Source organism: Methylobacterium sp. NPDC080182 (assembly GCF_050281105.1).
Taxonomy (GTDB): Bacteria; Pseudomonadota; Alphaproteobacteria; order Rhizobiales; family Beijerinckiaceae; genus Methylobacterium.
Window position 1 is genome coordinate 216,980 of sequence record NZ_JBNNWO010000011.1, and the last position, 18,356, is coordinate 235,335.

An 18,356-nucleotide genomic window follows, 5' to 3' on the forward strand; every position below is an offset into this window, starting at 1 on the left:
TCAACCTCCCTGCATGGCGCGGACGATCTCGACCCGGTCGCCCTCCGCGACCGGTGTCTCGCCCCAGTCCCGGCGGCGCAGAACGCGGCCGTTCAGCGCGATGGCGACGCCCTGCGGACTCTCGATACCGCTCTCCTCCGCCTCGAGGCGGAACAGGGCGTCCACCGTCTCGACCGCGCACTCGCGCGGCTCACCGTTGACCAGGAGTTTCATGCCGAGGCCCTCAGCGCTTCCGGCTGGCCGAAGCGCGCGCGGGTGAAGGGACGCGCCACCTCCGGCAGCGCGCCGCGCAGCACCAGCGCGGCGATCGCGTCGGCGGTGACCGGGGCGAGCAGGTAGCCGTTGCGGTGATGCCCGGTGGCGGCGACGAGGCCCGGGGCGATCGCGTCGAGGATCGGCGCGTCGTCGTCCGAGGTCGGTCGGTAGCCGCTCCAGACCGCCTCCACCTCCATCTCCTCGATGCCGGGCAGCACCCGGCGGGCACCCTCCAGCAGGGCGTAGAGTCCGCCCGCGGTGACGCCGGGCCGGAAGCCGCAATCCTCGACGGTCGCGCCGACGATGAGCTGGCCGTCGCTCTTCGGCGCCATGTGGACCTGCTCGGTCCAGACCATCCGCGCCAGGGTACCGGTCCGGGCGGTGGTGCGCAGGGCCAGGGACTGGCCCTTCAGCGGGCGGACCGGCAGGGCGAGCGCGTCGGGCAGCAGGCCGCCCTCCCCGCTCCAGGCGCCGGAGGCGAGGACGACGGTCTCGGCCGCGACGACGCGGTCACTGGCGCGGATCCCAGTCACGCGGCCACCCGACCAGTCCAGGGCGGTGACGGGGGTCCGCTCCGCCAGGATCACGCCGGCGCGGCGGCAGGCCTCGGTGAGGGCGTCCATGACCAGACGGGGGTCGATCTGATGGTCGCGCGGACAATGGATCCCGGCGGTGACGGAGGGGCGCAGGCCCGGCTCCAGGCGCCGCACCTCGCTGCCCGGCAGCCACGTGGCCTCGAGTCCGGAGCGGCGCTGAAGGTCGTAGCGGAAGCGCAGGCGTTCGACCTCCTCGCGGCCGACCGCCAGCACCAGGGTGCCGTCGGCCCGGTAGTCGATCGCGCGGTCGGACGCGGCTTGCAGGGCATCGCGGAATTCGGGCCAGAGCCGGAGCGAGTCCAGGGCGAGCGGCAGCAGCGGGTCGGAGCCGGGCTCGTGCTCGGCGGCGGGGGCCAGCATGCCGGTCGCCGCGAGGCTCGCGCCCGCCCCGATCGTGTCCCGCTCCAGCACCGTCACGGCGCGGCCGGCCCGGGCGAGGCGCCACGCGATCGACAGCCCGATCAGCCCGCCGCCGACCACGGCGACGTCCGTCCGCGCCGGAAGGGTCGCCGGCGCGACGCTGCCGTCCGGGTTGCGGCGGCGGCCGATCGGTGAGGCGGGTCGGTCGAGGGGCACAATCATCTCCGCGGATTGCCGTCGCGGAGATCGGGCCGTGCGCTTCGGTGAGAAGCTGTGGCCTGCCTTTCAGGCGGCCGCGGTCCAATCCCTACGCCGGTATGAGCCGGATCAGGTTCGAAGGATTTCCGCGCCGCAGGTCCTGACGGACGTGCCAGCGGTTTCTCAGCCCCTTGCCGGGGATCTCCCTGGAACAGACGCAGATGTGGCTCCCCGGCCGCTGCCGGTCAACCCCGCGCCGCGAGCATCCAGTCGTTCCCGCGACAATCCGCGGATCCCGGTGACGATCTGGACACCAAGCGGAGCTGAATCGGCGCGCGCGCCGCGGCGGCGACCGCGATCGCGCACCATCCCTTCACCGGTCTGGCCTCTCATCACCGGGATTCCGGAACGTCTCCGGTCGCCGGCACTCCACGTCACGGGCGGACTCGCGTGCGCGCAATCCTATTGATCTGCCTGCTCGGCTTCCTCGGTGTCACGGCCGCCCTGAAGCTGCGCGACGGCATGAAGCCGGCGCCGGTGGCCCTCGCCGTCACGCCGCCGCCGGAGCCCGTTCCCGCAGTCGACGCCGCCGGCGTGGCTCTCCAGGCCGGGCGCAACGGCCACTTCTTCGTCAACGCGCTGCTGGACGGCCGCTCGCTGCCGATGATGGTCGATACGGGAGCGAGCGCCTGCGCGTTCTCCGAGGAGGATGCCGCGCGGATCGGGATCCGGGTCACTCCGACCGATTTCACCCGCGTCTGGAACACCGCGAACGGCACGGTCCGCGTGGCGCCGATCCGGATCGCCATCGTGCAGATCGGATCGATCACGGTCCGGGACGTCGATGCGGTCGTGATCCCGCGCGGGCTCCTGTCGACGAGCCTGCTGGGCATGTCGTTCCTCAGGCGTCTGCGCGATTTCGGCATCTCCGGCAGCACGATGACGCTCAGGGGCTGAAGCGGCCGGAGATCGACGCTGATCTGTCTGGTCGAGGCGCGCCTGTGGCGGGCCCCGGGCCTGCACCACGGGATCGGCTGCGGGCTCAACGCCCGCGCCGATGACCTACGGCGTTCGGGCCTCGTGCCAGCCCGATGGCGGGTGTCTCCTGATCCGCTCGATCGGTCTATCGGTCGCGGGTATTTGCAGTCATAAGACCGTGAGCCGAAGTATTTATATATAACTGGCCGATTATATGTCGTTTCAGATATTTAATCCAAATCTTGCCGAAGGATATGATTGTTTTGTCAGCGCATTCCGGCAATGCTAGGAGCGTTCATGACTGCGCATCCGACGCGTGAGCGCACGACGGGACGGCTTCGGTATGAAGAATCGCGAATCGACGATCTGTTTGTCCATGATCGTGAAGGACGAGGTCCACGTTATCCGGCGTTGCCTCGATTCTGTTCGTCCGATCATCGATCATTGGATCGTCGTCGATACCGGCTCGACGGATGGAACCCAGGATGTCGTCCGTGGCGCGCTCGCGGACATACCGGGTGCCCTGGTCGAGCGCCCCTGGGTCGATTTCGCCTTCAACCGGAACGAGGCCTTGAAACTCGCGCGGCGTCACGCGCAGTACGCATTGATCATCGACGCCGACGATGAGCTGATCATCCCGGCGGACTTCACGATGCCGAAGCTGCGTGCGCCCGGCTATCGGTTCGAGATCATCGACGCGCACACGCGGTACTGGCGCAACCAGCTGGTCAGCACCCGGGAGAACTGGCGTTACCGGGGCGTCCTGCACGAATTCCTCAGCTGCCCCGGCGTGACAGAGACACCGATCCTCCCCCTCGCGATGCGTCGGGGCGACGACGGTGCCCGCCACCGCGACGCGACGGCGGACGCGCGGGATATCGCCGTCCTCGAGAAGGCGCTGGCGGTCGAGACGGACCCCTTCATGATCGCCCGGTACACGATGTACCTCGGCACCACCTACGACGCCGCCGGCGAGTACCGGAAAGCGCTCGCCTGCTTCCTGAAGCGGGCCGATCTCGGCGGATGGGACGAGGAGGTCTATTTCAACCTGCTGATGGCCGCGGTGAACGCGGAGCGCCTCGACGAGCCGGAGGACAGGGTGCTGCAGCTCTACGAGCGCGCCACCGCAATCCGTCCGGGACGGGCGGAGGCGCGCCACGGGGCCAGCCGATTCTGCAGGCTGAGGAAGCGGTTCGCGGAAGGCTATCGTTACGCCGAGGCGGGCTTGGCTCTCGAGCTTCCGAGCGAGGGCATCTCCCTGAACCCGTGGGTCTACGAGTACGGTCTGCTCGACGAGTTCGCCCTCAACGCGTACCACAGCGGCCAGTTCAGCGCCTGCGGACATGCCTGCCTGAAGATCCTCGAGCGGGCGCATGTCCCGCGGGAGGTCGCAATACGCGCCGGCGCCCTGGCCCGGGACGTGATGGCGCAGATGATCGATCCGGTCTGGGGTTGCCGGCACACACCCTACGCTCTGCCGTTCGTGCCGACGTGGTGACACGCACCGCGCGCGGATCGCCCGCGAGCCTCAGATCGCGGCGGATCTCCGCGAGCGCCGCGTGACGTCGGGTCCGATCGGAGGGCCGCTCAGCTGGACTTGCGCGGCCGCAGGAATTTCGGCCGGAACACCGCCATGGGCTCGTCGAAGCCGTTGAGCCGGTGCTCTCCCATTGGGATCGGGTCTCCCCAGAGGAAGTCCACGAAGGGCTTCGACATCAGCAGCGGCTCGCCGAGGGCGCGGTTCAGCTGCGCGATGCGGCTCGCGAGGTTCACGTCGCGGCCGATCACCGTGAAGTCGAGGCGTGAGCCGGACCCGACATTGCCGTAGGCGGCCTCGCCGTGGTGGAGCGCGATGCCGGCGGCCACCGGCACCGGGAACTGGTGCAGGGCGTTCGCCTCGTCGAGGGCCGCCAGGGCGTGCTGGGCCGCCGTGAGCGCGCCCTTGGCCGCGCCGCCCAGATCGTCGCCGGTTTCCCGGAAGATCGCCAGCAGGCCGTCGCCGAGATACTTCAGGACCTCGCCGCCCTCACGCTCGATCGGCGGCACGAGGCAGTCGAAGAACACGTTGAGCAGGCCCACCGCCTCCTCCGGCGTCATGTCGGCGGTGGTGCGGGTGTAGTCGCGCATGTCGGCGAACAGGATCGCCGAGCGGATCCGGGTCACCTGCCCGCGGCGGATGTCGCCGGCCAGGATCGCCCGGTGCGGCTCGTCGCCGACATAGAGCCGGAGCACGTGGTCGAGCTGCTTGTTGAGGACGCGCATCTCCATAACGGCCGCCAGCGCCGGCATGACGAAGCGGAGGATCGCGATGTCGTCGTCCCGGAACCCCTCGGGGGCCCGCGTGGCGAAGGTGATGCCGTTCTGCGTGCCGTTCGTGAAGAACAGGGGCGCCACGACGTAGTGGGTGTAGCCGCCGGCCTTCAGGTCGGGAACGATCGCGTAGGCGTCGTCCGGGGTCTTCGACAGGTCGAGGATCAGCCACTCGCCGGTCTCGTGGACCGTGTGGAACGGGCTGTTGAGGTACGCGTCCGTCGAGCGGGCCCCGTGGGGGAACAGCCGCACGGTGGTGCCGCCGTCCCGCGTCCAGATGCGGCCGACGCCGGCATATTCCGAGTGCAGGGTGTCGATCGCCGTGGAGGCCCGGTCCACCGGCACGCCGATCGCGATCAGGCGCTCGGCCAGCCCGGCCAGCATCTCCTCGGCGTTGGGCATCCGCGCGCCTTCGCCGAGCAGCCAGTCGCGGATGCCCACGGAGGGCTGGAGCGCGCCGAAGGGCACGTCGTCGGCCTCCGAGCCGTCCGCGAAGGCCGTCGGGGATCCGGGCGTTGGCGGGCGGCGTTCGAGCATGGCGCCAGACTGGATGCCGCGCGGCACCGAGGCAACGCGGGCGACGGGGAAGCGCCGCGCGGTCCGCGGCGCGGGCTCAGTTGTCCAGGAAGCTCCTGAGCTTCCGGCTGCGCGAGGGATGCTTCAGCTTCCGCAGCGCCTTCGCCTCGATCTGGCGGATGCGCTCGCGGGTCACCGAGAACTGCTGGCCGACTTCCTCCAGGGTGTGGTCGGTGTTCATGCCGATGCCGAAGCGCATGCGCAGCACGCGCTCCTCGCGGGGCGTGAGCGAGGCGAGGACCCGCGTCGTGGTCTCGCGCAGGTTCGACTGGATCGCCGCGTCGATCGGCAGGACGACGTTCTTGTCCTCGATGAAGTCGCCGAGGTGGCTGTCCTCCTCGTCGCCGATAGGCGTCTCGAGGGAGATCGGCTCCTTGGCGATCTTCAGGACCTTGCGGACCTTCTCCAGCGGCATGGCCAGCTTCTCGGCCAGCTCCTCCGGGGTCGGCTCGCGGCCGATCTCGTGCAGCATCTGGCGCGACGTGCGGACGATCTTGTTGATCGTCTCGATCATGTGCACCGGGATGCGGATGGTCCGGGCCTGGTCGGCGATCGAACGGGTGATCGCCTGCCGGATCCACCACGTGGCGTAGGTCGAGAACTTGTAGCCGCGGCGGTACTCGAACTTGTCGACCGCCTTCATCAGGCCGATGTTGCCCTCCTGGATCAGATCCAGAAACTGCAGGCCGCGGTTCGTGTACTTCTTGGCGATCGAGATCACGAGGCGCAGGTTCGCCTCGATCATCTCCTTCTTGGCCTGACGGGCCTCGCGCTCGCCCTTCTGGACCATGTTGACGATGCGGCGGTACTCGCCGATCTCCAGGCCCGTCTCCGAGGCGAGGTCGAGGATCTGCGCGCGCAGCTCCGCCACCTGCCTCGAGCCGCGCTCGACCAGGTTCTTCCAGCCCTTGCCGCCGAGCGTACCGACGCGCTCCATCCAGTTCGGATCGAGCTCGTAGCCCTGGTAGTGGCGCAGGAACTCGTCGCGGGCCACGCCGTGGCTCTCGGCGAAGCGCATCAGCCGGCCCTCGTGGCCGATCAGCTGCTTGTTGATCGAGTAGAGCTGGCCGACCAGCGCCTCGATGCGGTTGTTGTTCAGAGACAGGGACTTCACGTCGGCGACGACGATGTCCTTCAGCTCGATCTGCTTCTGGTTCTGGGCCGGGGTGTTCTGCTCACCGGCGGCCTTGCGCTCGGTGCCCTCGATCTGGAACTTGCGCAGCTTGCGGTAGTTCGCGGCGATCGCGTCGAAGGTCTCGAGGACCCGCGGCTTGATCTCCGCCTCCATGGCGGCGAGCGAGACGTTGTTCTCGAGGTCGTCCTCGTCGTCGCCACCCTCCGGCGGCGCGGGCGGCTCCGCGTCGTCCCCGCCATCCTCGCCCTCGGCGATCTGCGGCGCGTTCTTGCCGTCCGGGCCCGCGTAGGTCGCCTCGAGGTCGATAATGTCGCGCAGGAGGACCTTGCCCTCCACGAGCTCGTCCCGCCAGATGATGATCGCCTGGAAGGTCAGCGGGCTCTCGCAGAGGCCCGCGATCATCGCCTCGCGGCCGGCCTCGATGCGCTTGGCGATGGCGATCTCGCCCTCGCGGGACAGGAGCTCCACCGAGCCCATCTCGCGCAGGTACATGCGCACCGGATCGTCGGTGCGGTCGGTCGGCTCCTTGGTGGTCGTGGCGACCGCGACGGCGCGCGCCGGCGCGACCTCGGCGACCTCGCCGCCTTCGGCCTCCTCCTCCTCGCCGTCCGTGGCCTTCTCGCCCGCGGCCTCGTCGGTCTCCTCGGCCTCGACGACGTTGATGCCCATCTCGGAGAGCTGTGAGAGCACGTCCTCGAGCTGGTCCGGATCGGACTGCCCCTCGGGCAGGACCTCGTTGACCTCTTCGTAGGTCACGTAGCCGCGCTTCTTGGCGAGCTTGACCATCCGCTTGACCGAAGCATCCGTCAGGTCGAGGAGCGGCCCGTCGGTCTGCTGCTCGGGGGCAGCGTCCGTCTCGTCCCGTTCCGTTGCCTTCGTCGCCATGATCAGCCTATTGTTTCGCACGCGGCGCGTAGCGGAGGCCCCGATGAGGCCAGTCCACGCCGTCGGCGCCGCTGTATGAGATCGGCGCCGGATCGCTCCGGTCGCCGTGAGTCGTCGGTTTCCGTATGCAAGCCCGAGGCTTGACCGATTGTTAACTATGGCGGGACACGTCACCCCGCCACCGCCATGACACAGGCATCACACGGCCGTCGAGTCGCTCGACACCGGTGCATCGGCCTCCGCCTCGGCGGCGATGACGGTTTCCAGCCTCGCCTTCACTTCGCAGAGCCATGCCCACCCGGCATCGGTCGGATCGTCCTCAAACGCCTGCCGTGCTTCGCGAAGTTCGCTATGTAGCGCTCCTGCCTGCCGGTGCAAGATCATCGCCTGTCGGAGCGCGTCTGCGCGGTGGGCAGGATCGGCGTGCGGGGCCAGGGTCGTGCGGTCCCGCGAGCGGGCCAGGGCGAGGATTCGGTCGGCCGCCCCTGTGACTCCGGCGCGATTGATGCGGTTCTGCAACACCTGGGGCGCCGTGTGCTCGTCCTCGGCCGCGCAGGCCAGCAGGACCGACAGCAGCGCCCGCGCGTCCGGATCGGCGAAGTCGAGCTCGGCCGCCTCCTCGCCGAACTCCGCCATCATCTCGGGATGGGCCAGCAGGGTGCCGACGATCACCGCCTCGCGCACCGGGGCGGCGCCCGTGAAGCCCGCCGAGGCCGTCACCGAGGGACTCGGGCTCCCGGTGATGCGCGGCGAGACGGGCTCGCCGGGCCGGGCGAAGCGCTGGCGTCCGCGCGGGGCCGCGCCGGCGGCGCGGTTGGCGCGGGGCGACAGGCCGCGCAGGCGCTCCTCGACATCGTCGCGATAGTAGCGCCGCACGGTCTCGTCGCGAATCGTCGCGACGGTGGTGCGCAGGGTCTGGGTCAGGCCGGCGCGGCGCTCCGGCGTGTCGACCGGTCCCGCCTCGAGGGCGCGCCGCCACAGCAGCTCCGAGAGGGGAAGCGCGGCCGCGAGCACCTGGTCGATGGCCGTCGGGCCGCCCGAGCGCAGCAGGTCGTCCGGATCCTGGCCGCCCGGCAGCAGCGCGATCCGCAGCGAGCGGCCGGGCTCGAGGAGCGGCAGCGCGATGTCGAGGGCCCGGAAGGCCGCCCGCTGGCCGGCCTTGTCGCCGTCGAAGCACAGGATCGGCTCGTCGGCGTGGCGCCAGAGCAGCCCGAGCTGGTCCTCGGTGAGAGCGGTGCCCAGTGGCGCCACCGTCTCGGGATGGCCCGCGAGCGTCATGGCGATGACGTCGACGTAGCCCTCCACCGCGATGATCGAGCCGCGATCATGCGCGGCCTTGCGGGCGCCGTGCAGGTTGTAGAGCGTCCGGCCCTTGTGGAAGAGCGGCGTCTCCGGCGAGTTGAGGTACTTGGCGCGCACCTCCTTGGCGAGCGCCCGGCCGCCGAAGGCCACGACCCGGCCGCGGGTGTCGGTGATCGGGAACATCACCCGGTCGCGGAAATAGTCGTAGGGGACGGAGACCCCCTCCCCCGCCGCGAGCAGGCCGAGTTCGACCATCAGCGCCTTCTCGACCCCCTGCCCGGCGAGGTGGTCGCGCAGGGCGTAGCGCTCGCCCGGCGCGTAGCCGAGGCGGAAGGCGCGCTGCGTCTCGTCCCGCAACCCGCGCCGCTCGAGATAGGCGCGGGCCTCGCTGCCCTGGCCCGACCGCAGGCGCTCCTCGAACCAGCGCGCGGCCATCTCCATGACCTCGATCGCCCCGGCCCGCTTCTGCTCGCTGGCGCGGTTGTCCTCGGTGGGCGCCGGCAGGCTGACGCCGGCCTCGCCCGCCAGCCGCTCGACCGCCTCGGGGAAGCTGAGGCCCTCCGTCTCCATTAGGAAGGTGAAGATGTCGCCGTGCTTGGAGGACGAGAAGCAGTGGTAGAACTGCTTCTGGTCGTTCACGTAGAAGGACGGCGTCTTCTCGGCGTTGAACGGCGACAGGCCGCGCCACTCGCGTCCGGCCTTCTTCAACTGCACGCGGCGGCCGACCACCGACGAGGCCGGCAGCCGGGAACGGATCTCTTCCAGGATGTGGGGCGGATAGCGCACGGGGCCTGGGACGGGTTGCGTGAACCCGCTCCTATAGCGCGAGAGGCTTGACCGAGTCCCTCACACGCCCGGAATCCGGTGGAGGATTGCGGGGAGAGGTTCAGCCCTTCGCCGCCAGCGCGGCCTTCACCAGGCCGCTCGCCTTGCCGAAATCCATGCGGCCCGCGAAGGTGCCCTTCAGGGCGGCGATCACCTTGCCCATGTCCTTCGGGCCGGCCGCGCCGGTCTCGAGGATCGCCGCCTCGACCGCGGCCTTCGTCTCGGTCTCGTCCATCTGCTTCGGCAGGAACGTCTCGACGATGGCGATCTCGGCGCGCTCGTTGGCGGCGAGTTCCGGCCGGCCGCCCTGCTCGTAGACCGCGGCCGATTCGGTGCGCTGCTTGATCATCTTCTGGAGCAGCGACAGGATCTCCTCGTCGGAGATCGGCTCCTTGCCGTTGCCGCGGGCCTCGATGTCCCGGTCTTTCAGGGCGGCCTGAATCATCCGGACGGTCGCCAGCCGCTCCTTGTCGCCGGCCTTCATGGCCTCCTTCATCTCGGTGGTGAAGCGCGCGCGCAGCATCTCGATGAACCTTCCAACGGTCGAAGCGGGGGGCTGGCCTGCGATTTGCGGGTGTTGAGCCCTGCCGGCAGCGGAGCCACATTGACCCCATCGCGGGCCGCTCGCTAAGAGCGCCGCACACGATCATGCCGCAAGCCGAGAGCGCCGCAACCCGGCGCCCGCCTTCGGCCGGACATAAGCGAGACTCAGCCCATGCTGCAAGACGCCGCCGCGCATGCCCCCGAGCCTCAGGCTCCCGAGCCCTGGGCCGAGCCCGTCGCGACGGCCCTGCTGGTGCTGGCCGACGGCACCATTCTGGAGGGATTCGGCATCGGCCAGACCGGCGTGGCCGACGGCGAGGTCTGCTTCAACACCGCGATGACCGGCTACCAGGAGATCCTGACGGACCCGTCCTATGCCGGCCAGATCGTCACCTTCACCTTCCCGCATATCGGCAATGTCGGCACCAACGACGAGGATCTGGAGAGCCTGGAGGCAGCACCGGCCTCGGGCGTCCGCGGCACCGTCATCGCCTCGGCGGTGACGAACCCGTCGAACTGGCGGTCCTCGTCGCATCTCGACGGGTGGCTCAGGGCGCGCGGCATCGTCGGCATCACGGGCGTCGACACCCGGGCGCTCACGGCCCGCATCCGCGACCAGGGCATGCCCAACGCCGTGATCGCCAACGATCCCCAGGGCAATTTCGACCGCGAGGCCCTCAAGGCCCGCGCGGCGGCCCTCGCGCCGATGGAGGGGCTGGACCTCGTTCCGCCGGTGACGAGCCGCGCGCCGTCGGAATGGTCCGAGACCGTCTGGGCGCTCGGCAACGGCTACGGCACGCGCGCACCCGGCGAGGGCCTCAGGGTCGTGGCCATCGATTACGGCGTGAAGCGCAACATCCTGCGCCTCCTCGCCCAGGCCGGCTGCGACGTCACCGTCGTGCCGGCCACCACGACGGCCGAGGAGATCCTGGCGCTGAAGCCGGACGGCGTGTTCCTGTCGAACGGCCCCGGCGACCCGGCGGCCACCGGCGCCTACGCGGTCCCAGTGATTCGCAAGCTCTTGGACCAGAAGGTGCCGACCTTCGGCATCTGTCTCGGCCACCAGCTGATGGGTCTCGCCCTCGGCGGCCGGACCGTGAAGATGGGCCAGGGCCACCACGGTGCGAACCACCCGGTGAAGGACAAGACCACCGGCAAGGTCGAGATCGTGTCGATGAACCACGGCTTCGCGGTGGACCCGGACAGCCTGCCGGAGACGGCCGTGGAGACCCACGTGTCGCTGTTCGACGGCTCGAATTGCGGCCTGACCCTCACCGACCGCCCGGCCTTCTCGGTGCAGCACCACCCGGAGGCCTCCCCCGGCCCGCGCGACAGCCACTACCTCTTCGAGCGCTTCGTGACGCTGATTCGCTCGGGTGAGCCCGAGCGCGCCTGACGCGTCGTCTTCGCGAGCGCGGCGGAGCCGCGACGCGCGGCCTTTCAGTCCTGCGTCCCGATCCCAATCGGGCCGCGGCGGGGCCATAAAATCCGCCAGATCGGACGGCTTAAGGGAGCCCACGACGGCCCCTGAACGGCGGCGCATCCGCGCCCGGCGACGGCGGCCCGTCGCAGGGGATTGCCGGATGACCATCGACGAGGCGCGCGACGATTTCTCCCGCCTGCACCGCAGCTTCACCTTCCATCTCGGCGTCGCCGCGGGCCTGTCCTGGCTGACCGCCCTCTACGCCGCCGTCTACGCCCCCTGGGTGCGCAACATCCGGGCGCTGATCGATCCGACCGGCGGCTTCGACCGCGTCGAGAGCACGGTGTCCTACCTCTTCGCCATGCCGGCGGTCCTCGCCCTCGCCTGGGTCTCGGTCTATTTCGGCCGCGAGGCCCTGCGCCGCGCGCAGACGCTCTCGAACGTCGCCGTGGAATTCGCGGCCGCCGCATTGGTGGCCTTCGGAGTGTTCTACCTCTCGATCGACCGGGCGGTCGCCGCGCTACACGCCGGCTTCTGAGACGGATCGGGGCGGCCAGAGCCGCCCCGGCGCCTACTGGACCTTCTCGAACAGCGGCTCGAACCGCTTGGCGGCCAGCTTATTCTGCGGCACCGCCCGGGCCGCCTCCAGATTGTCGGGCCTGTCGCCGACCTGGACGAGGCCGACCATCCCCATGATGTAGTGCGGCGAGCACTTGATGCCGTAGAGGCCGGGCTTGTCGAAGGTCACGGCCTCCTCCTTGCCGACCACCGTCTTGAACGGCACCGCGCCCTCGGGCGCCATCCCCTTGATCAGCTCGGCATTGTGACCCTTGTCGGCCGGCACGAACCGCACCGTGTCGCCGGGCTGGATTTTCACGAAGGCCGGGTCGAAGACCATCATCCCGCCCGGACCGCTGTTCAAAGTCTTGATGGCGACCTCCGAAGCGTTCGCGCCCGTCATCGAGCCGATCAGAAGTATCGCGTAGAGTGTCTCTCGCCTGAGCATTTTCAGTCTCGAACGATGATGATGTCGATCAGCGCGCTGGCCGAGCCATCGGAGCTTAAGGTCCGGCGTCGATTTCCTGCAAGAAATCGATGAATTCTCGTGAAAATTTATAAATCCTCCAAATCGAAGGATCGATGCCGCATCCATGCGCCGGGCGCGCGGCCAGACTGCGCGGTTGTCCCGGCCTTCCAATGCGCCCGTCGCCCGTGTAAACGCGGGGCTCAACGACATTCCCGCCACGCGCGTCCGGGAGCAGGGCTCACTCGAGCCGTGCCCGATCGGGCGCGCTTGGCCTGAGAAGGCCCACGATGCCCAAACGCACCGACATCTCCTCGATCCTGATCATCGGTGCGGGTCCGATCATCATCGGACAGGCCTGCGAGTTCGATTATTCCGGCACCCAGGCCTGCAAGGCGCTCCGCGAGGAGGGCTACCGCATCGTCCTGGTGAACTCGAACCCCGCGACCATCATGACCGACCCGGACATGGCGGACGCGACCTACGTCGAGCCGATCACCCCGGAGATCGTCGCCAAGATCATCGAGAAGGAGCGCCCCGACGCGATCCTGCCCACGATGGGCGGCCAGACGGCGCTCAACTGCGCCCTGTCGCTGCAGAAGATGGGCGTGCTCGCGAAGTACGGCGTGCAGATGATCGGCGCCACCGCCGAGGCCATCGACAAGGCCGAGGACCGGAGCCTGTTCCGCGACGCCATGACCAAGATCGGGCTCGACACCCCGAAATCGGCGCTCGCCAACGCGTCCGCCGCCAAGAAGGCGGACCGTCAGGCCTACCTGGCCGAGATCGCCAGGATCGAGGCGGCGAACAGTGATCCGGCGGCGCGCCAGGCCGCGCTGGCGGCCTACGAGAAGAGCTGGGCCGCGGGCGAGACCGAGCGGCGCAAGCGCTACGGTGAGCACGCGATCGGGCAGGCGCTGATCGCGCTGGCCGAGGTCGGCCTGCCGGCGATCATCCGGCCGTCCTTCACCATGGGCGGCACCGGCGGCGGCATCGCGTACAACCGCGAGGAGTTCCTCGACATCGTCGAGCGCGGCATCGACGCGTCGCCGACCAACGAGGTGCTCATCGAGGAGAGCGTGCTCGGCTGGAAAGAGTACGAGATGGAGGTCGTCCGGGACCGGAACGACAACTGCATCATCGTCTGCTCCATCGAGAACATCGACCCGATGGGGGTCCACACGGGCGATTCGATCACCGTCGCGCCGGCGCTGACGCTCACCGACAAGGAGTACCAAGTGATGCGCGACGCATCGCTGGCGGTGCTCCGCGAGATCGGCGTCGAGACCGGCGGCTCGAACGTGCAGTTCGCGATCAACCCCGAGAACGGGCGTATGATCGTGATCGAGATGAATCCGCGCGTTTCGCGCTCCTCGGCGCTCGCCTCGAAGGCCACCGGCTTCCCGATCGCCAAGGTCGCCGCCAAGCTCGCGGTCGGCTACACGCTGGACGAGATCGCCAACGACATCACGGGCGGCGCGACGCCGGCCTCGTTCGAGCCGACGATCGACTACGTCGTCACCAAGATCCCGCGCTTCGCCTTCGAGAAGTTCCCGGGCGCCGAGCCGACGCTGACCACCGCCATGAAGTCGGTCGGCGAGGCCATGGCGATCGGCCGCTGCTTCGCCGAATCGCTGCAGAAGGCCCTGCGCTCGCTCGAGACCGGCCTGACCGGCCTCGACGACATCGAGATCGAGGGGCTCGGCAAGGGCGACGACCACAACGCCATCAAGGCGGCGATCGGCACCCCGACCCCGGACCGGCTGCTCAAGGTCGCGCAGGCTCTGCGGCTCGGCGTCAGTCACGAGCAGGTCTACGCCTCCTGCAAGATCGACCCGTGGTTCCTCGAGCAGCTCCAGGCGATCATCGACCTCGAGAACCGCGTGAAGGCCCATGGCCTGCCGAAGACGGCCGGCGCCTTCCGCCAGCTCAAGGCCGCCGGCTTCTCGGATGCCCGCCTCGCGGTGCTGGCCAAAACCGACGAGGCCGCCGTCAGCGCGGCCCGGCGCGCCCTGGCGGTGCGCCCGGTCTACAAGCGGATCGACACCTGCGCGGCCGAGTTCAAGTCGCCCACCGCCTACATGTACTCGACCTACGTGGCGCCGTTCGCGGGCGCGGTCGTGGACGAGGCGGAGCCCTCGGATCGCAAGAAGGTCGTGATCCTCGGCGGCGGCCCGAACCGGATCGGCCAGGGCATCGAGTTCGATTATTGCTGCTGCCATGCCTGCTTCGCGCTGTCGGACGCCGGCTACGAGACCATCATGGTCAACTGCAACCCGGAGACGGTCTCGACCGACTACGACACCTCGGACCGGCTCTACTTCGAGCCGCTGACCGCCGAGGACGTGCTGGAGATCATCGAGACCGAGCGGCAGGCCGGCACCCTGCACGGCGTGATCGTGCAGTTCGGCGGCCAGACCCCGCTGAAGCTCGCCCGCGCCCTCGAGGCCGCCGGCGTGCCGATCCTCGGCACCTCGCCCGACGCGATCGACCTCGCCGAGGACCGGGACCAGTTCAAGCGGCTCCTCGACAAGCTCGCGATGAAGCAGCCGAAGAACGGCATCGCCTACTCGGTCGAGCAGAGTCGGCTGGTGGCCGAGACGCTCGGCCTGCCCTTCGTGGTCCGCCCGAGCTACGTGCTCGGCGGCCGCGCCATGGCGATCATCCGCGACGAGACGCAGTTCGCCGACTACCTGCTCGACACGCTGCCGAGCCTGATCCCCTCCGAGGTGAAGGCCCGCTACCCGAACGACAAGACCGGCCAGATCAACACGGTGCTGGGCAAGAACCCGCTCCTGTTCGACCGCTACCTCTCGGACGCGGTCGAGGTCGATGTCGACGCGGTCTGCGACGGCAAGGACGTGTTCATCGCCGGCATCATGGAGCACATCGAGGAGGCCGGCATCCATTCCGGCGATTCGGCCTGCTCCCTGCCGCCGCGCTCGCTCTCGCCCGAGATCGTGGACGAGCTGGAGCGGCAGACCAAGGCCATGGCGCTGGCGCTCAACGTCGTCGGCCTGATGAACGTGCAGTACGCCATCAAGGACGGCACGATCTACGTGCTGGAGGTGAACCCCCGCGCCTCGCGCACGGTGCCGTTCGTCGCCAAGGTCATCGGCGAGCCGATCGCCAAGATCGCGGCCCGGATCATGGCGGGCGAGCCGCTCGCGACCTTCGGCCTGAAGCCCAAGATCCTGCCGCACATCGCCGTCAAGGAAGCGGTCTTCCCCTTCGCCCGCTTCCCCGGCGTCGACGTGCTGCTCGGACCGGAGATGCGCTCCACCGGCGAGGTGATCGGGCTCGACGCCAGCTTCGGCGTGGCCTTCGCCAAGAGCCAGCTCGGCTCGGGCACCCAGGTGCCGAAGGCGGGCGCCGTCTTCGTCTCGGTGCGGGATGCCGACAAGGCCCGCATCCTGCCGACCATGAAGCTCCTGTCCGATCTCGGCTTCACCATCCTGGCGACCGGCGGCACGCAGCGCTACCTCGCGGAGAACGGCGTTCCGGCAGAGCGGATCAACAAGGTTCTGGAGGGCCGGCCGCACGTGGTCGACGCGATCAAGAATGGCGGGATCCACCTCGTCCTGAACACCACCGAGGGGGCCGGCGCCCTCTCGGACTCGCGCTCGCTCCGGCGCGCGGCCCTCTTGCATAAGGTGCCGTATTACACCACTCTAGCCGGCGCGATGGCCGCGGCCGAGGGGATCAAGGCCTATCTAGAAGGCGATCTCAAGGTCCGCGCGTTGCAGGAATACTTCGCGGCCTGAACCTCAGGGTTCCGCTGACTTCATTTCATGGCCCGGGGAGAGTGCTGCACTCTCGGCCGGGCCTCTTCATTGTGGCGCGAGACGATGGCGATAGACAAGGTTCCGATCACGGTGCGCGGGCTGGCAGCCCTCGAAGAGGAGCTGAAGCACCGCCAGCAGGTGGAGCGCCAGCGCATCATCCAGGCGATCGCGGAGGCCCGCGCGCTCGGCGACCTGTCGGAGAACGCCGAGTACCACGCCGCCAAGGAGGCGCAGTCCCACAATGAGGGCCGCGTCCTCGAACTGGAGAGCATGATCGCGCGGGCCGAAGTGATCGACGTCACGAAGCTCTCGGGTGACAGGATCAAGTTCGGCGCCACCGTGAAGCTCGTCGACGAGGACACGGAGGAGGAGAAGACCTACCAGATCGTGGGAGAGCCGGAGGCCGACGTGCGCTCGGGCCGGGTCTCGATCACCTCGCCGATCGCCCGCGCGCTGATCGGCAAGGGCGTCGGCGACACGGTGGAGGTCACCACGCCGGGCGGCGGCAAGTCCTACGAGGTCGTCGCCGTCCAGTACGGCGGCTGAGCCGATGCGCCCGCGTTCGTGGGGCCGGCTCGCCGGCCTGCTCCTCGGTGCCGTCGCGGGGTCCGCGACGGCGAGCGAGTTCCCGCCGACCCCGGTCTTCTCCGACGTCCGGGTCGACGTGCGGCCGCTCCTGAACAAGGGCGCCGGGCTGCAGGCCGAGGCGCTGGCCGGCGACCTGACCGAGGCGCTGCGGAAGAACTTCGCCGGTAGGATCGGCGGCCGCGGGCCGCGCCTCGTCGTGGTCGTGACGAGCCTGTCGCTCCGGCCCTATGTCGGCAGCGGTTCCCTGCGCGGCCTGGGCGGCAATTTCGAGACCGACTACATGGAGGGCGAGGCGCTGCTCGTCGGGCCCAAGGGTCAGGTGCTCGGGCGCTACCCGCAGATGACCGCGACGCCGTCGAGCTACGGCGGCGCGTGGTACGATCCGCAATTCGAGCAGCGCCGGCTCGCCGCCATCGCCGACATCTACGCCCAGTGGCTCGCCCGCGACCTGCCGCGGGATTAGAAGGCGGCCGCCGGCCCCGGTCGGCAGCGTGGGGCGTATCCGGTGAGGAGCATGGCAAGCATCGACGTGTCGGAGGCGCAGAGCGCGCCGGTCAGCAATTCGGACCCACGGCGCGAGCGCCTGCCCGAGCTCGCCCGCGCCCGCGCCTGGATCGTCACGGACGGCAAGGCCGGCGACGAGAACCAGTGCGTCGGCATCGCCGAGACCCTGGGTCTCGACTTCGAGATCCGGAAGGTGCCGGCCTCAGGACCATTCGGCTGGATGGCGCCCTGGGGGCCGATCGACCCGCGCGAGGGCCCGCGCCGCCGGGCCGGCGCCCTGTCGGGCCCCTACCCCGACATCCTGATCGCCTCCGGCCGCCGGTCGGTCCCGTACCTGCGGACCGTGCGGCGCGCGACCGGCGGCCGGACCTTCACGGCCTTCCTGAAGGATCCGCGGACCGGCGCCGACAGCGCCGACTTCATCTGGGTGCCGGATTACGACGATCTGCGCGGTCCCAACGTCTTCACCACGCTCACGGCGCCGCACCTCGTCACCGCGGCGCGCCTGGCCGCGGCCCGGGCCCGGCCGGATCCGCGGCTCGCGCGCCTCGACGGCCCGCGGGTGGCGGTGCTGGTCGGCGGCGACAGCCGTCACCTGAGCTACCGCAAGACCGACATGAACCGCCTCGTGGAGGATCTGCGCGGGCTGGCCGCGCAGGGCTGCCGGCTGATGGTGACGATCTCCCGCCGGACGCCGAACCCGCTCCGCGACGCCGTGAAGGTGCTCGCCGCCGAGACCGGGGGGTTCCTCTGGGACGGGAGCGGCGACAACCCCTACGTGGCCATGCTGGCGCTCGCCGAGGCGATCGTCGTGACCTCCGACTCGGCCAACATGGTGAGCGAGGCGGTGTCCACCGGCGCGCCGGTCCTGCTGTTCGACCTGCCGCGTACCTATATCCGGCATCGGCGCATGTTCGCCGGGCTGGCGATCGCCGGGGCGCTGCGACCGTTCACCGGTCAGTTGGCAGATCTGACGTACAAGCCGATCGACGCGACTCCGGTGATCGCCCGGGCGCTCGCCGACGCCTATGCCGCGCGCCGCGCGGCCGGACCGGCCTGAGGAGACCGA

General features: G+C 69.6%; 15 protein-coding genes and 1 riboswitch. Of the genes, 8 read left to right on the top strand and 7 right to left on the bottom strand.

Annotated features, from left to right (window positions below; all coding sequences use genetic code 11):
• Window positions 1–213 carry a sulfur carrier protein ThiS gene (gene thiS, locus ACQKQD_RS20450; protein ID WP_020093526.1) on the bottom strand — a complete coding sequence of 71 codons (213 nt, stop codon included), beginning with the start codon at window positions 211–213 and terminating at the stop codon, window positions 1–3.
• A complete protein-coding gene (gene thiO, locus ACQKQD_RS20455) occupies window positions 210–1,433 on the bottom strand; it encodes a glycine oxidase ThiO (protein WP_427509399.1) in 1,224 nt (407 codons plus the stop codon). The genes thiS and thiO overlap by 4 nt, the downstream gene beginning before the upstream one ends.
• Before the next feature lie 64 nt (window positions 1,434–1,497).
• Window positions 1,498–1,626, bottom strand: a riboswitch (TPP riboswitch).
• A gap of 233 nt (window positions 1,627–1,859) precedes the next feature.
• Between thiO and ACQKQD_RS20460 the strand changes: the two genes are divergently transcribed.
• Together ACQKQD_RS20460 and ACQKQD_RS20465 are read left to right on the top strand one after the other, a co-directional pair.
• On the top strand, window positions 1,860–2,366 hold the full coding sequence (locus tag ACQKQD_RS20460; protein WP_427509400.1) for a retropepsin-like aspartic protease family protein: 507 nt from the start codon (window positions 1,860–1,862) through the stop codon (window positions 2,364–2,366).
• Window positions 2,367–2,763: 397 nt separating this feature from the next.
• Entirely contained in the window at window positions 2,764–3,885 is a 1,122-nt protein-coding gene (locus tag ACQKQD_RS20465; RefSeq protein WP_427509401.1) for a glycosyltransferase, read from the top strand.
• Window positions 3,886–3,974: 89 nt separating this feature from the next.
• Here ACQKQD_RS20465 and ACQKQD_RS20470 read toward each other — a convergent pair whose 3' ends face one another.
• From ACQKQD_RS20470 to ACQKQD_RS20485, 4 genes are all read right to left on the bottom strand, one after another.
• The gene (locus tag ACQKQD_RS20470; RefSeq protein WP_020093530.1) at window positions 3,975–5,234 is read right to left on the bottom strand and encodes an adenylate/guanylate cyclase domain-containing protein; all 1,260 of its coding nucleotides are present in this window, start codon (window positions 5,232–5,234) and stop codon (window positions 3,975–3,977) included.
• Between the two features lie 76 nt (window positions 5,235–5,310).
• Window positions 5,311–7,293, bottom strand: coding sequence for an RNA polymerase sigma factor RpoD (rpoD, locus tag ACQKQD_RS20475; RefSeq protein ID WP_427509402.1), 1,983 nt, complete (start codon window positions 7,291–7,293; stop codon window positions 5,311–5,313).
• 198 nt (window positions 7,294–7,491) lie between these two features.
• A complete protein-coding gene (gene dnaG, locus ACQKQD_RS20480) occupies window positions 7,492–9,381 on the bottom strand; it encodes a DNA primase (protein ID WP_427509403.1) in 1,890 nt (629 codons plus the stop codon).
• 100 nt (window positions 9,382–9,481) lie between these two features.
• A complete protein-coding gene (locus tag ACQKQD_RS20485; protein WP_020093533.1) occupies window positions 9,482–9,943 on the bottom strand; it encodes a GatB/YqeY domain-containing protein in 462 nt (153 codons plus the stop codon).
• Window positions 9,944–10,135: 192 nt separating this feature from the next.
• Between ACQKQD_RS20485 and carA the strand changes: the two genes are divergently transcribed.
• On the top strand, window positions 10,136–11,359 hold the full coding sequence (gene carA, locus ACQKQD_RS20490; protein ID WP_427509404.1) for a glutamine-hydrolyzing carbamoyl-phosphate synthase small subunit: 1,224 nt from the start codon (window positions 10,136–10,138) through the stop codon (window positions 11,357–11,359).
• 187 nt (window positions 11,360–11,546) lie between these two features.
• Window positions 11,547–11,924, top strand: a complete 378-nt coding sequence (locus tag ACQKQD_RS20495; RefSeq protein WP_020093535.1) for a hypothetical protein — start codon at window positions 11,547–11,549, stop codon at window positions 11,922–11,924.
• Between the two features lie 33 nt (window positions 11,925–11,957).
• Here the strand turns inward: ACQKQD_RS20495 and ACQKQD_RS20500 are convergent, their stop codons facing one another.
• A complete protein-coding gene (locus ACQKQD_RS20500; protein ID WP_427509405.1) occupies window positions 11,958–12,392 on the bottom strand; it encodes a pseudoazurin in 435 nt (144 codons plus the stop codon).
• Window positions 12,393–12,700: 308 nt separating this feature from the next.
• Between ACQKQD_RS20500 and carB the strand changes: the two genes are divergently transcribed.
• From carB to ACQKQD_RS20520, 4 genes are all read left to right on the top strand, one after another.
• Window positions 12,701–16,174: a carbamoyl-phosphate synthase large subunit gene (carB, locus tag ACQKQD_RS20505; protein WP_427509406.1), complete on the top strand. Its 3,474-nt coding sequence runs from the start codon at window positions 12,701–12,703 to the stop codon at window positions 16,172–16,174.
• Window positions 16,175–16,264: 90 nt separating this feature from the next.
• Window positions 16,265–16,741, top strand: a complete 477-nt coding sequence (gene greA, locus ACQKQD_RS20510; RefSeq protein ID WP_170855149.1) for a transcription elongation factor GreA — start codon at window positions 16,265–16,267, stop codon at window positions 16,739–16,741.
• 4 nt (window positions 16,742–16,745) lie between these two features.
• The gene (locus ACQKQD_RS20515; RefSeq protein WP_091977111.1) at window positions 16,746–17,246 is read left to right on the top strand and encodes a hypothetical protein; all 501 of its coding nucleotides are present in this window, start codon (window positions 16,746–16,748) and stop codon (window positions 17,244–17,246) included.
• Window positions 17,247–17,297: 51 nt separating this feature from the next.
• Entirely contained in the window at window positions 17,298–18,347 is a 1,050-nt protein-coding gene (locus ACQKQD_RS20520; RefSeq protein ID WP_020093540.1) for a mitochondrial fission ELM1 family protein, read from the top strand.
• Window positions 18,348–18,356 lie beyond the last annotated feature (9 nt).